Raw genomic sequence first — 12,408 nt, forward strand, 5'->3', positions numbered from 1 at the left:
CTCGCGGTGGTCTCTCGCTCCGCTCCGCTCCGCCCCGACCCGACCCGACCAGACGAAACCAGACCGGAGCGACCGGCCTCCCCGGCCGGGCCCAGAGTCGAATCGAGTCGAGTGGAACCGAGCCGAGCCCCCATCGGGCCGGCTCGACCGAGGACGAATGGACGAGTTGACCAAGGACTGGCGCCCCGGCGATTCCGGCCGCCCCGAGCCGCCGATCGACGATCGGCCCGGGACGACCGCCGATTCGGCCGTGGCGCGGGCGTTCCGGGGGCGAATCGGCTCGGATCTCGACTCCGGCCCGGGCACCCTGCCCGGCCCGGTCGACTCCGAGTTCGCCCCCGACCTCCGACGCCAGGAGAGCAGCGTGGAACCGAGACGAAAGGCGCCGACGGGGATCGCCCAGAAGGTCGCCCGCGACTTCGCCGAGGGAGTCCGGGCCCGGGGGCGGGCCTATTTCGCCAAGGGGCGCGTCCTGGTCCGCGTCGACGGGCCCGGCGAGATCGCCGCCAAGGTGCGCGGCACCACCAGCTACCGCGTCCGGCTCTGGCTCCGCGGCGACCGCCTGCTCGCCTCCTGTACCTGCCCCTACTTCGGCCCCGAGGGGGCCGGCGCCCCCTGCAAGCACATCTGGGCCACCGTGCTGGCCACCGACGCCCGCGGCCTGCTGGAAAGCCCCGACGGCCGCCCCCTGCGCCTGATCCCCGTCGGCCCCCCCCGCCGCCAGCCGTCGCCTCCTCCGGCCGACGCTCCCCCCAACGGCCACCTCAACGGCCACGGACATGGCCCCGGCCCCGCCGACCCGGCCGCGCACCGCCCCGGCTTCGTCGGCTACCCGGACCGGCCCGGCCCCCGAAGCCGCAAGCCCGGCCACCAGGGCGGGCCGCCCGGCCCCGGTTCCGGCCCCAAGGGCTTCCCCCCCCGCCCCGGCGCCCCGTTCGGCAAGGGAGCAAAGCCGCTGCCCAAGGGCCCCGGCCCGCAGGGCCAGGGCAAGGGGGGCCAGGCCCTGCAACAGCCCTCGCAGAACAAGGCCAAGAAGACCAAGCGCCGGCTCTACTACATCGTCGACGTGCCCGCCACCCAGGCCCAGGGCCGGCTGGTGATCGACCTCGCCCGCCGAGAGCGCAAGCCCGACGGCACCCGGGGCCCCCTGCGCCCCTGGTGGCACACCCCGGCCACCGCCGCCTCGAAGGTCGACGCCGAGGACCTCCAGGTTCTCGAATTCCTCCAGCAAGCCCGGGACCTCGGCGCCTCGGCCGGAGCCGGCGGCGGCAATGGCCACGCCCACTCCCACTCCTCCTCCTCCTCCCGGGGCCCGGCCCGGCTGCCGGGCGCGATCCGGCGCTTCGTGCTCGCCCCCGGCCGCCAGGTCGAGATCGTCGAACGCCTCTGCCGGACCGGCCGCTGCCGCCTCCGCCGCACCGACGGCGAGGAAGACCCGCCGGGCCTGCGCTGGGACGACGGCCCCCCCTGGCAGTTCTGGCTCGACGTCCGCCAGGATGCCGCCGGCAAGCGCTGGACCTGGCGCGGCGCCCTGCACCGCAAGCACGGCCGGATGGACCTGGCCGAGCCCCTGGCCATTCTCCCCGGCATGCTCGTGCTCGGCACCGGCCGCGCCGCCCGCTTCGACGACGCCGGCGTCCCCCAGTGGGTCGCCCGCCTCCGCGACGAGAAAGAGCTGATCTTCCTCGACGCCGAGAAGCAAGACGCCATGCTCGCCTCGATCCTCGAGGAGTCCAAGCTCGGCCCCAGCGACCTGATCGAGGACCTCCCGCTGGAGACGATCCGCTCCGCCCCCCGTCCCCGGCTCGTCGCCCGCAGCCCTCGGCGCAACTACGGCGTCGAGGCCGACCGCGTCCTCGGCCAGCTCGAATACGTGTACGAGGGGACGGCCGTCCCCGCCCAGACCACCGGCAACCTGTTCGTCAGCACCAGCCGCAACGTGGTCATCCACCGCGACGTCCCCGCCGAGCAGGCCGCGGCCATCCGCCTCTTCGAGGTCGGCTTCCGCGAGTCGAAGGACCACCTGGTCGACCCCGGCACCCTGGAACTGCCCGCCAAGCGGCTCGGCGCCGTCGTCCGCGAGCTGGTCGCCGAGGGCTGGCAGGTCGAGGCCGAGGGGGAGGTCATCCAGCCGGTCGGCGAGTTCAAGCTCTCCGTCACCAGCGGCATCGACTGGTTCGAGCTGGACGGCGCCGTCGACTTCGGCGGCCAGTCCGTGCCACTGCCCGAGGTGATGGCCGCCGCCCGCCGCGGCGAGAACCGCATCACCCTGGCCGACGGGTCGATCGGCGTCCTCCCCGAAGACTGGATGAAGAAGTACGGGATGCTCGTTGACCTCGGCACCGAGCAGAACGGCATCCTCCGCTTCAACCTCTCGCAGGCCAGCCTGCTCGACGCCCTGCTGGCCAGCCAGGGGAACGTCAAGGTCGACGAGGGGTTCCGCCGCGCCCGGCAACAGCTCCGCGAGTTCGAGGGCCTCCACGCCCTGGAAGCCCCCGAGGGCTTCCAGGGCACGCTCCGCCCCTACCAGCGGGAAGGGCTCGGCTGGCTCGACTACTTGCAGCGCTTCGGCTTCGGCGGCATCCTGGCCGACGACATGGGCCTGGGCAAGACGATCCAGGTGCTCGCCCTGCTTCAGCACCGCAAGGAACGCGGCGACGCCCAGGGCCCGGCCCTGGCCGTCGTCCCCCGCTCCCTGGTCTTCAACTGGCTGGAGGAGGCCGCCAAGTTCACCCCCAAGCTCCGCGTGCTCGACTACACCGGCCGCGGCCGCCCCCAGATGCGCGAAACCTTCGATCAGTACGACCTGATCGTCACCACCTACGGCACCGTCCGCACCGACGCCGCCGAGCTGGCCAAGATCGAGTTCGACTTCGTCATCCTCGACGAGGCCCAGGCGATCAAGAACGCCACCAGCCAGGCCGCCAAGGCCTGCCGACTGCTCCGAGGCCGCCACAAGCTCGCCATGAGCGGCACCCCCATCGAGAACCACCTGGGCGAGCTCTGGTCGATCTTCGAGTTCCTCAACCCCGGCATGCTCGGCAGCGCCAACGCCTTCAAGGGGCTCACCTCCGCCTCCGCCGGCCAGGACGAAGGCGCCCGCGCCGGCCTGGCCAAGGCCCTCAAGCCGTTCATCCTCCGGCGCACCAAGGCCCAGGTCGTCAAGGACCTGCCCGAGAAGACCGAGAACACCCTCTACTGCACCATGGAGCCGGCCCAGCGCCGCATCTACGAGGAACTGAAGGCCCACTACCGCCACGCGCTGCTGCGCAAGGGCACGTCCGACCTGAACAAGTCCAAGATCGAGGTGCTCGAGGCCCTGCTCCGGCTCCGCCAGGCCGCCTGCCACCCCGCCCTGATCAACGCCGAGCAGTACGCCGAGGAGCCCTCGGCCAAGCTCGACATGCTCCTGCCCCAGCTCGCCGAGGTCGTCGACGAGGGGCACAAGGCCCTGGTCTTCTCCCAGTTCACCACCTTCCTCGGCCTGGTCCGAGACGCCCTCGACCAGGAAGGGCTGACCTACGAGTACCTCGACGGCCGCACCCGCAACCGCGCCCAGCGCGTCGAGCGGTTCCAGAACGACCCCGACTGCCCGATCTTCCTCATCAGCCTGAAGGCCGGCGGCCTCGGCCTGAACCTGACCGCCGCCGAGTACGTCTACCTGCTCGACCCCTGGTGGAACCCCGCCGTCGAGGCCCAGGCCATCGACCGCTCCCACCGCATCGGCCAGACCCGCAACGTCTTCGCCTACCGCCTGATCTGCCGCGACACCGTCGAGCAGAAGATCGTCGACCTCCAGCAACAGAAACGCGAGCTGGCCGACGCCATCCTCAACGCCGACAACCGATCGATCATCAAGTCCCTCTCTCGAGACGACCTGGAGTTCCTGCTCTCCTGATGCCGACCCTCCCCGAGCCAGCCCGGCGGGGCCCCCCACCAGCCCCGCCAGGCACCCCCGGGCGCCTCGTCATGCGGATTCGTTCCGGCTCCCTCCCCGGTGATTTCGAGACATCGAGCGGATCGAGAAGCGTCAGGTCCTCGATGGACTCCGCAACGCGACCCGCTCCTGCCACAGGAAGGGGCCCTACGACAAGGGTAGACACTGGTTCGTCCTCCGGATCCGAACCCGGTTGAGAACGTGTGCTTCCCCTGCGAGCGATTGTTCGCTACGTTGCGGGCGAAGACCGCCTCCGGAACGACGGGATCCGAGGAGGCCCCGGGAGACCGGGCTGTTCTTGGTCGAGGAGCCGACGGCGATGGATCGCGACGACCGATCGGGCCCTTGGGGTCGCTCGGCCCGACACCGCTCGAGCAGCCCGGCGCCGGGCCGCCCCTCGATCCACCCGGCGGCATTCGACCCGGATCGCCTCCGGAGGGCGAGGTCGTCCTGAGCCGATGCAACCCGACTACGGCGCCGAATACGCCCGGCTCTACCGGGAGCACTGGTGGTGGCGGGCCCGCGAGGGGATCCTGCTCAAGGAGCTTGGCGCGCTGGGGGTCCGCCCCGGGTCGGGGCTGGAGATCCTCGACGTCGGCTGCGGCGACGGCCTGTCGTTTGAGGTCCTGGGACGGTTCGGCTCCGTCCGGGGGATCGAGGTCGACGAGCGGCTGCTCGACCCGATCGCCCCGCATCGCGGCCGGATCTCGACCCGGCCGCTGGGGGACCCGATCTACGACGACCCGTCCTGGCGGTTCGACCTGATCACGGCGCTGGACGTCCTGGAGCACATTGACGACGACCGAGGCGCCCTCTCGGCGATGGCCGGGATGCTCCGGCCCGGGGGCTTGCTCGTGGCGATGGTGCCGGCCTTCGCGCTGCTCTGGGACGAGCACGACGAGCGGAACGAGCACCGTCGCCGCTACACCGCCGGCCAGCTCCGTCGGATGCTGTCGGAGGCGGGCCTGGGCCGGGTGCGGGTGCGCTACCTGTTCCGGTCTCTGGTGGCGCCGAAGCTGGCGGTGCGGCTGATCAACGCCGGCCGGCCCCCGGGGCGGCGGCTCTCCCAGCACGGGATCCCCGCGCCGTCGCTCAACGCGGCGGCCCGCCGGCTCTGCGAGCTGGAGGACCGCCTGTTGCGCCGGGTGCCGATCCCGATGGGCTCCTCGCTGCTGGCCTCGGCCCGCCGGCCGCCCGCGCCCGGCTCGATTTGACGGCCCACCGGGGGTCTGTTACAACCGGGACGCCGCTCGGCACGGAGGCGCCCGCGCGCCCGATCGATCGGGCGCGATCCCCGATCACCCCAGGGAGGCGGGACGGTCGACCAGCAACCGCCCGATCCGAAGCGATGGCCCACCCGGCCTTTCCGTGCGATGTCTGCGTGGTCGGCGGCTGCGGCCACGTCGGCCTGCCGCTGGCGATCACCTTCGCCTCCCGGGGGCTGAAGGTGAAGATCTATGACATCAACGAGCGTGCCGTCGAGGTCGTCCGCTCCGGCCGGATGCCGTTTCTGGAGCCGGGGGCCGAGGAGGCCCTGCGCCAGGTGGTCGGCCAGACGCTGGAGGTCGGCACGGATCCCGCGCTGGCCTCGCAGGCCGAGCACGTGGTGGTGGTCATCGGCACGCCGGTCGACGAGCACCTCAACCCGACCTTCCACACCATGCGGCGGTTCTTCCAGCGGCTGATCCCCCACCTGAGGGCCGGCCAGACGGTGATCCTCCGCAGCACCGTCTTCCCCGGCACCACGGAGAAGGTCCGCGACCTGATCGCCGCCGAGAACCCCGAGGTGCACGTCGCCTTCTGCCCCGAGCGCGTGGCCGAGGGCCGCGCGATGGAAGAACTCGTGGTGCTCCCCCAGATCGTCTCCGGCTGCGACGAGCACGCGGTGGAGGCGGCCTCCCGGCTGTTTGGCACGATCGCCGCGTCGCTGATCCGCCTGTCGCCGCTGGAGGCGGAGCTGACGAAGATTTTCGCCAACGTCTGGCGGTACATCCAGTTCGCCACGGCCAACCAGTTCTTCATGATCGCCGCCGATCACGGCCTGGACTTCTACACGATCCACGACGCCCTGACCCGGGACTACCCCCGCATGGCCGGGCTGCCCCGCGCCGGGTTCGCGGCCGGGCCATGCCTGTTCAAGGACACGATGCAGCTCTCGGCCGCCTACAACAACAACTTCGCCCTCGGCCACGCGGCCATGCTCATCAACGAGGGCCTGCCCAACTTCCTCGTCCGCCACGCCAAGACCCGGTTCGAGCTGGCGAAGATGACCGCCGGGCTGCTCGGCATGGCCTTCAAGGCCGAGAGCGACGACCCGCGCGAGTCGCTCTCGTACAAGCTCCGCAAGCTCCTGGAGTACGAGGCCGGCGCCGTCCTCTGCACCGACGAGTACATCCAGGACCCGAGCTTCCTGCCCGTCGAGGAGGTGGTGGCCCGCGCCGACATCCTCTTCATCGGCGTGCCGCACCGGAGGTACCGAGCGCTGAAGATCCCGGCGGATCGGCCGGTGGTGGATGTGTGGAACCTGTACGGGAAGGGGGCCTTGCCGGGTTGAGGGGGAGTGGGGGCACTTGCAAAGACGCGGAGGAAGGGACGAGGGGAACCTGGCTCCCTCCCCCCCCTCGGCGGCTCTGGGGGAGCCCCGGTCCCTCCCGCTCGTCTTGATCGCCGGGACGATTCCTGACAGGATAAGGCCGGCGAGGGCCGGAAGGGAAGGATCCCCGGGCCGGCCCCGTTCCCATCACGACTGATGGATCGCGCTGCGAGGGCCTCCCCGCCCCGCCCCGCACCGCCCCGGAAGGACCGTCGACCCGATGAAGATCCTGGTCACCGGCGCCGCCGGGTTCATCGCCGGCTACCTGGTCGAGGAGCTGCTCGAGGCCGGCCACGAGGTCGTCGGCCTGGACAATTACTCGAAATACGGGCCGATCGAGCACGCCTACGACTCGAATCCGAGGTATACGCTCGTCAAGGGAGACGCCAAGGACGTCGGGCTGTTGACCGGGCTGCTCGCCGGCTGCGACCACTTCGTCGCCGGGGCGGCGATCATCGGCGGAATCTCCCTGTTCCACGAGAAGGCGTATGATCTCCTGGCGGAGAACGAGCGGATCACCGCCGCCGCCTTCGACGCGGCCATCTCGGCCTTCGACGGCGGCAAGGGGAGCCTGAGGAAGATCACCGTGGTCAGCTCGTCGATGGTCTTCGAGAGCTGCGACGAGTTCCCGACCCCCGAGGGGGCCCAGCGCCGGTGCCCGCCGCCGGCGTCGACCTATGGGTTCCAGAAGCTGGCCACCGAGTACTTCGCCCAGGGGGCGTGGGAGCAGTACCAGCTCCCCTACACGATCGTCCGGCCGTTCAACTGCGTTGGCATCGGCGAGAAGCGGGCCCTGGGGGACCACGAGGTGATGTCCGGCAACGTCAAGCTGGCGATGAGCCACGTCGTGCCGGACATCGTCCAGAAGGTGCTCAAGGGGCAAGACCCCCTGCACATCCTCGGCGACGGCCGGCAGGTGCGGCACTACACCTACGGCGGCGACCTCGCCCGGGGGATCCGCCTGGCGGTGGAGCACCCGGACGCGACCAACGAGGACTTCAACCTCTCGACCGCCGAGTCGACCACCGTGCTCGAACTGGCCGAGCTGGTCTGGCGAAAGATCCGAGGCGACGAGCCGTTCCGATACGTCAGCGACCCGCCCTTCCCGCACGACGTTCGGCGCCGGGTACCCGACGTGAGCAAGGCCCGGCGCATCCTGGGCTTCGAGGCGACGACCCCGCTGTCCCGGTCACTCGACGAGATCATCCCGTGGATCGAACAGCAGATCAAGGTCGGGGGCATCTGACCCCGACACTGGCGGTCGGCGCCCTCGAAGGGGAGCTGGACCGGCTCTACGCCGGCCGCTTCAGCCGGCGAGACCGCCTGGAGAAGGTCCGCCTCTGGCGGGTGCTCTGCCGGTCGTTCTTCGACCGTTACGTGCCGGCCGACGGCTCGGTGCTCGACGTCGGCGCCGGCTACTGCGACTTCATCAACCACATCGCCGCCGCCCGCCGGGTGGCCGTCGACCTGAACCCCGACACCGCCCTGGCCGCCGCCGACGACGTCGAGGTCTACCGCCATCCGCTGGAACGGCTCGACGACGTGCTCGAGCCCGACTCGATCGACCTGGCCTTCGCCAGCAACGTCTTCGAGCACCTCAGAGGCCCCGACGCCCTGCTCCGCGTGCTGGCCGCCCTGCGGGTGGTGCTCCGCCCCGGCGGCCGGCTGATGATCATGCAGCCCAACGCCCGGATCGTCGGCGGCGCCTTCTACGACTTCTTCGACCACACCCTGCCCCTGAGCGAGAAGGGGATGGCCGAGGCCCTCGGCGTGACCGGCTTCGAGGTGGTCGAGTGCCGGGCCCGGTTCCTCCCCTACACGACCAAGAGCCGACTGCCGAAGTGGCCCTGGCTGGTCCGCCTGTACCTGGCCCTGCCGCCGGCGCGGTGGCTCTTCGGCAAGCAGATGCTCGTCGTCGCCCGCAAGCCGGCCGACGGCGACCGGCCCTGGGGCCCGCCGGCATGATCGGCGGCGGCGACCGATCGGCCGGAGACGGGCCCGTCATCGACTTCGTCATGCCCGTCTACAACGAGGGGGCCAACATCGCCCGCGCCCTGGCGGAGATCGACGCCCAGGTGCCGATGCCCAAGCGCGTGCTGGTCGTCTACGACTTCGACGAGGACGACACCCTGCCCGAGCTCCGCCGGCTCTCGCCGAGCCTCCCCTGGGTCGAGGCCGTGAAGAACGACCTGGGCCAGGGGGTGCTCAACGCCATCCGGGCCGGGATCGCCGCGAGTCGGGCCGAGGTGGTCATCATCACCATGGCCGACCTGTCCGACGACCTGACCGTCGTTGCCCGGATGGTTTCCATGATCCGGGACGAGGGGTACGACATCGTCGCCGCCTCCCGATACATGAAGGGGGGCCGCCAGATCGGCGGGCCGCTGCTGAAGAAGACGATGTCCCGGGTGGCTGGCGTCAGCCTCTACTGGCTCGGCGCCCTGCCGATCCACGACGCCACGAACGCCTTCCGGGCCTACCGCCGCCGGGTGCTGCTCGACTTCCCGATCGAGAGCCAGGGCGGGTTCGCCTACTCGCTGGAGATCACCGCCAAGGCCCACGCCGCCGGCCGGAAGATCGGAGAGGTCCCCTCGACCTGGCGCGACCGATCGGCCGGCCAGTCGCGCTTCCGCCTGAGCGCCTGGCTGCCGCACTACCTGAAGTGGTACGGCTACGCCCTGACCCACCGGCCTCCCCGGAAGCCGGCCGACGGCTGACGCCCAAGATCGGCCCCGTTCCGTGCGGCGATTGCCCGGGGGACCGGACCCGGGCCACCGCTCGGAGATCGGGCGGAACGGGCCGGGCGATCCCCCGAGCCGAAGGGGGCGGGCGTCAGCGGACGATGCGGGCCTCGGGCTTGGCCTCCTGGAGCTTGGCGACGGCCTCGTCACTGACCTCGGTGCCGATCAGGTAGAGGGTCTTCAACTGGGGAAGCTCGGCCAGGGTGGCCAGGCCGGCGTCGGTGACCTTGGTCTTGCTCAGCGAGAGCTCCTTCAGCTCGGGCAGGTCCTTCAGGCTGGCCAGGCCCTCGTCCCCCACGGCGGTGCCGGTGAGGAAGAGCATGTCCAGGCCGGGCAGCTCCTTGAGGTGCTCCAGCGCCGCTCCGGTGAGGGCGGGGGACATGATCGTCAGCGAGGAGATGGACTTGAGCTCCTTGAGCTTCGCGGCGGCCTCGTCGTTGAATTCGGGGTTGTCGATATAAACGACGTTCACCTCGGGCAGGGCTTTGAGCTTCTCCAGGGCGGCGGCGTCGCCGCTCCAGAGCTTCGGCAGGGTAACTCGGGTGGTTTTCGGGCCGTCGTCGGGCCCCTCGACGGCGACGCTGGCGCCGAGCTTCTCCAGCTCGAGGATGGCGACCTGAAGCTCCAGCTCGCCGACGCGCTTCTGCAGCTCGGCGACCTTGGCCTTCAGGGCCTCGGGGTCGTCGGGGTTGGGGGCGGGCTCCTCGGGCTTGGCCTCGGGCTCGTCGGCCTTCTTCTCCTCGTCCTGGGCGAAGGCCGACGTCGGGAAGGCGGCCGGGCAGATCAGCGGCAGGGCGAGCCACCAGGGGGCGAGGGCGGTTGCCAGGCGGTTCATCGTGGGTCGGACTCCCTGGGCGAGCGGTGGGGAGGGGCTGGGTGGAGTGCGGGCGCCGCGGCCTTCCGGTTCGGTCCGGCCGGGTCGCTCGGGGTTCAGGCTACTGGCCGAGCCGCTCCTTCGCAACGCCCGGCCCGGCCCTCGGCTGAGGGCAAGCCTCGGGATCGGCCGGCCCAATCGCCGGACCGGTCGGCTTCGAGCCGGGGCCCCCTCACGTCGAGGGAACTCCTTGGCGGGGGCGGCGGGGTCCGGACCCGGACGACTCGGCAAGCGGGCGGTCGAGCCGGAGGACTCGGCGCGAGGCCCGAGCCAGCCGGGGGAAGCGGCGGGCGGTGAAGTAGACCCAGCAGTGCCAGCGCGACCGGGCCAGGGCGAGGGCGTCCCGGAGCGGGGAGGAGGAGGGGGGGGCCCAGGAGCGATCGGCCTCGTAGCCGCGCCGGACCAGCCAGTCGCCGCCGAGGAGGCCGAGCAGGGCGAGCTCGCCGGGCGAAAGCGCCTCGCGCCAGCCGCCGACGCGGCCGGAGCGGAGGTGGTTGCCGTGCAGGAGCGTCTCCGGGTCGAGCCGGGTCGCCCGGGAGGGATCGGCCGGGGAGTCGTCCCGACCGGCCGAGGCCAGCCGGACGGCCTCGGCCCGGCGGCGGTTGGCCTCGGGGGAGTACGCCTCGGCGACCTCCTCGGCCTCCGCGACCGACAGGTCGATGCCGAGAAACCGGCCCAGCTCCAGCACGCCGGCCACCGGGTCGGCGACCAGATCCTCGTAGCGCTGCGCCAGAACGCCCGGCCGGGCCATCCAGAAGCGGTCGTTCTCCAGGATCCGGTGGACCAGCCCCTCGGCCATCAGCTCGTCGAACGACCGGCCGGCCTTGTGCCGCATCGAGTCGACCACGTCGCGCAGGTCTCGGTAGGAGTAGACGGCCAGCGCATCCCCCTCGGCCACGGCCCGGGCGAAGTTCGGGTGCTGGTCGTGGCACTTCAGGACCCGGAACCTCCCCCGGCCCGGCGCCGGGTCGTACCCCGATCCTTCCCGGTAGCCGAGCCGCTCCCCCCGGCGCCGCCACTCGATCAGATGGGCCACCACCTCGTACTGCCAGGTCGAGCAGGCCCGGTACATCCCGCAGCAGATGACATCCATGGCATCGCCTCTCCGTCCCTGATCGCCCCGGCCGCCCCTCCTCATCCCAAACGCCGCACGCTAGCCGATCCCCGGTCGGCGGTCCAGCCGGATCGCGCCCTCGATCCCGCCAACCCAGCGCCGGACGCGGGCGGTGCGCTGCGGTGCGCTGTGCGGCCGGTCCAGACACATTCCGCTCAAGTCCTTTTGAGAAAACCTCTTGGGACAACAAAACGCGGATCGGCACGCCCGCCCAATGGGTTCGCTCCGTCGCCCTTGCGTCCGACCGTCTGGGAGGCCGCGAGTGCCGGCCGCCTCCGCTCGGCCCTCCCGAAGCGACCGCTCCGGGCGGCGGATTCGGCGATCGTCCGGGAGGCTCGGGCTGCCCGGCGACGGGGCGGAATCGCGATCGGTGCGCCAGACCTCGCCGGCCGCCTCCCCGAGGCGTCCTCGTCATAACCTTTTTCTTTTCAACGAATTTTGGAAAATGTTATTCGCCGGATTTCGGGCCGCTTGGGTTCGTTCCGTCGGCGGGCGCACCGCGCCTCGGCGGGGAACAATGCTCGGCTGAGGGGCCGCCCTGGCGAGGGAGAGGTCGAGGGCTTTGAAGGTGTCTCGACTCAAGTTGTCAAAGATCGAGGCGGACGGGGAGCGCCCTGGCGTTCACCGCTCCCGTCGAGAAGATCGCGATCCGAGGGGGGGGCGGTCACAGGAATTCGAGCCGACCGATCCCGGAGGTTTCGGATCGAGGAGGCCTGGGAGTGTGGGGAGGGTGGGGTCGCCCCCCGCGTCGAGGGCCGGCCGGGACGGGGGGCGACACGATTCCAGCCTCCCGTCCGAGAGCCGAATCGGCCCGGACGAAGGTCGAGGCGAGGATCTCGGGCATCGGCCGGCGCTCCGGGAGGGAGGTTGGGGCTCAGGGGTCCCGGCGGGAGGGGGGGGCGGGGCGGTCCCCCTCGGCGGGGGGGGCGGCGGCGCCTCGGGGGGCGGCGGCGGGGGCCGGGCCGGCGGGGGGGGAGGCGGCCGGGGCGCCGAGGTTGACGATGCGGACGTCGGCGAAGAGGACGGGATCGAGGTTGTAGCGGGGTTCCCACTCGTCGGCCCGGATGCGGACGACGTCGTCGAGGAATCGGGTGAGGGGACCGGTGGCGCCGGGGGCGAAGCGGAGGAGGTTGGTGGCGGGCAGGCGGG

At 71.6% G+C, this 12,408-nt stretch carries 9 protein-coding genes; 6 read left to right on the top strand and 3 right to left on the bottom strand.

The features are described 5' to 3' along the window. Positions 1-157: 157 nt before the first annotated feature. The 6 genes from TsocGM_RS27765 (at position 158) to TsocGM_RS24795 (ending at position 9,247) form a co-directional block, all read left to right on the top strand. A complete protein-coding gene (locus tag TsocGM_RS27765; RefSeq protein ID WP_126728150.1) occupies positions 158-3,898 on the top strand; it encodes a DEAD/DEAH box helicase in 3,741 nt (1,246 codons plus the stop codon). A 497-nt stretch (positions 3,899-4,395) separates the two neighbouring features. After that, a complete protein-coding gene (locus TsocGM_RS24775; RefSeq protein WP_126728151.1) occupies positions 4,396-5,151 on the top strand; it encodes a class I SAM-dependent methyltransferase in 756 nt (251 codons plus the stop codon). Between the two features lie 134 nt (positions 5,152-5,285). Further along, on the top strand, positions 5,286-6,491 hold the full coding sequence (locus TsocGM_RS24780; protein WP_126728152.1) for a nucleotide sugar dehydrogenase: 1,206 nt from the start codon (positions 5,286-5,288) through the stop codon (positions 6,489-6,491). 259 nt (positions 6,492-6,750) lie between these two features. Then, positions 6,751-7,776, top strand: a complete 1,026-nt coding sequence (locus TsocGM_RS24785; protein ID WP_126728153.1) for an NAD-dependent epimerase/dehydratase family protein — start codon at positions 6,751-6,753, stop codon at positions 7,774-7,776. Continuing rightward, positions 7,740-8,495: a class I SAM-dependent methyltransferase gene (locus TsocGM_RS24790; protein WP_199756902.1), complete on the top strand. Its 756-nt coding sequence runs from the start codon at positions 7,740-7,742 to the stop codon at positions 8,493-8,495. The genes TsocGM_RS24785 and TsocGM_RS24790 overlap by 37 nt, the downstream gene beginning before the upstream one ends. Beyond that, positions 8,492-9,247: a glycosyltransferase gene (locus TsocGM_RS24795; RefSeq protein WP_126728154.1), complete on the top strand. Its 756-nt coding sequence runs from the start codon at positions 8,492-8,494 to the stop codon at positions 9,245-9,247. The genes TsocGM_RS24790 and TsocGM_RS24795 overlap by 4 nt, the downstream gene beginning before the upstream one ends. 115 nt (positions 9,248-9,362) lie before the next feature. Here TsocGM_RS24795 and TsocGM_RS24800 read toward each other — a convergent pair whose 3' ends face one another. The 3 genes from TsocGM_RS24800 to TsocGM_RS26370 all read right to left on the bottom strand — a co-directional run. Further along, on the bottom strand, positions 9,363-10,106 hold the full coding sequence (locus tag TsocGM_RS24800) for a leucine-rich repeat domain-containing protein (protein WP_126728155.1): 744 nt from the start codon (positions 10,104-10,106) through the stop codon (positions 9,363-9,365). Between the two features lie 211 nt (positions 10,107-10,317). Beyond that, positions 10,318-11,238, bottom strand: a complete 921-nt coding sequence (locus tag TsocGM_RS24805) for a sulfotransferase domain-containing protein (protein ID WP_158633754.1) — start codon at positions 11,236-11,238, stop codon at positions 10,318-10,320. Between the two features lie 895 nt (positions 11,239-12,133). Further along, positions 12,134-12,408 (bottom strand): hypothetical protein (locus tag TsocGM_RS26370; protein WP_199756903.1); only part of this gene is annotated, 275 nt, incomplete at its 5' end.

It is taken from the genome of Tautonia sociabilis (assembly GCF_003977685.1).
GTDB classification, from domain to species: domain Bacteria; phylum Planctomycetota; class Planctomycetia; order Isosphaerales; family Isosphaeraceae; genus Tautonia; species Tautonia sociabilis.

Coding starts and splice junctions, on each gene's coding strand:
- TsocGM_RS27765 (WP_126728150.1), top strand. CDS start 158: ATGGACGAGTTGACCAAGGACTGGCGCCCCGGCGATTCCGGCCGCCCC.
- TsocGM_RS24775 (WP_126728151.1), top strand. CDS start 4,396: ATGCAACCCGACTACGGCGCCGAATACGCCCGGCTCTACCGGGAGCAC.
- TsocGM_RS24780 (WP_126728152.1), top strand. CDS start 5,286: ATGGCCCACCCGGCCTTTCCGTGCGATGTCTGCGTGGTCGGCGGCTGC.
- TsocGM_RS24785 (WP_126728153.1), top strand. CDS start 6,751: ATGAAGATCCTGGTCACCGGCGCCGCCGGGTTCATCGCCGGCTACCTG.
- TsocGM_RS24795 (WP_126728154.1), top strand. CDS start 8,492: ATGATCGGCGGCGGCGACCGATCGGCCGGAGACGGGCCCGTCATCGAC.
- TsocGM_RS24800 (WP_126728155.1), bottom strand. CDS start 10,106: ATGAACCGCCTGGCAACCGCCCTCGCCCCCTGGTGGCTCGCCCTGCCG.
- TsocGM_RS24805 (WP_158633754.1), bottom strand. CDS start 11,238: ATGGATGTCATCTGCTGCGGGATGTACCGGGCCTGCTCGACCTGGCAG.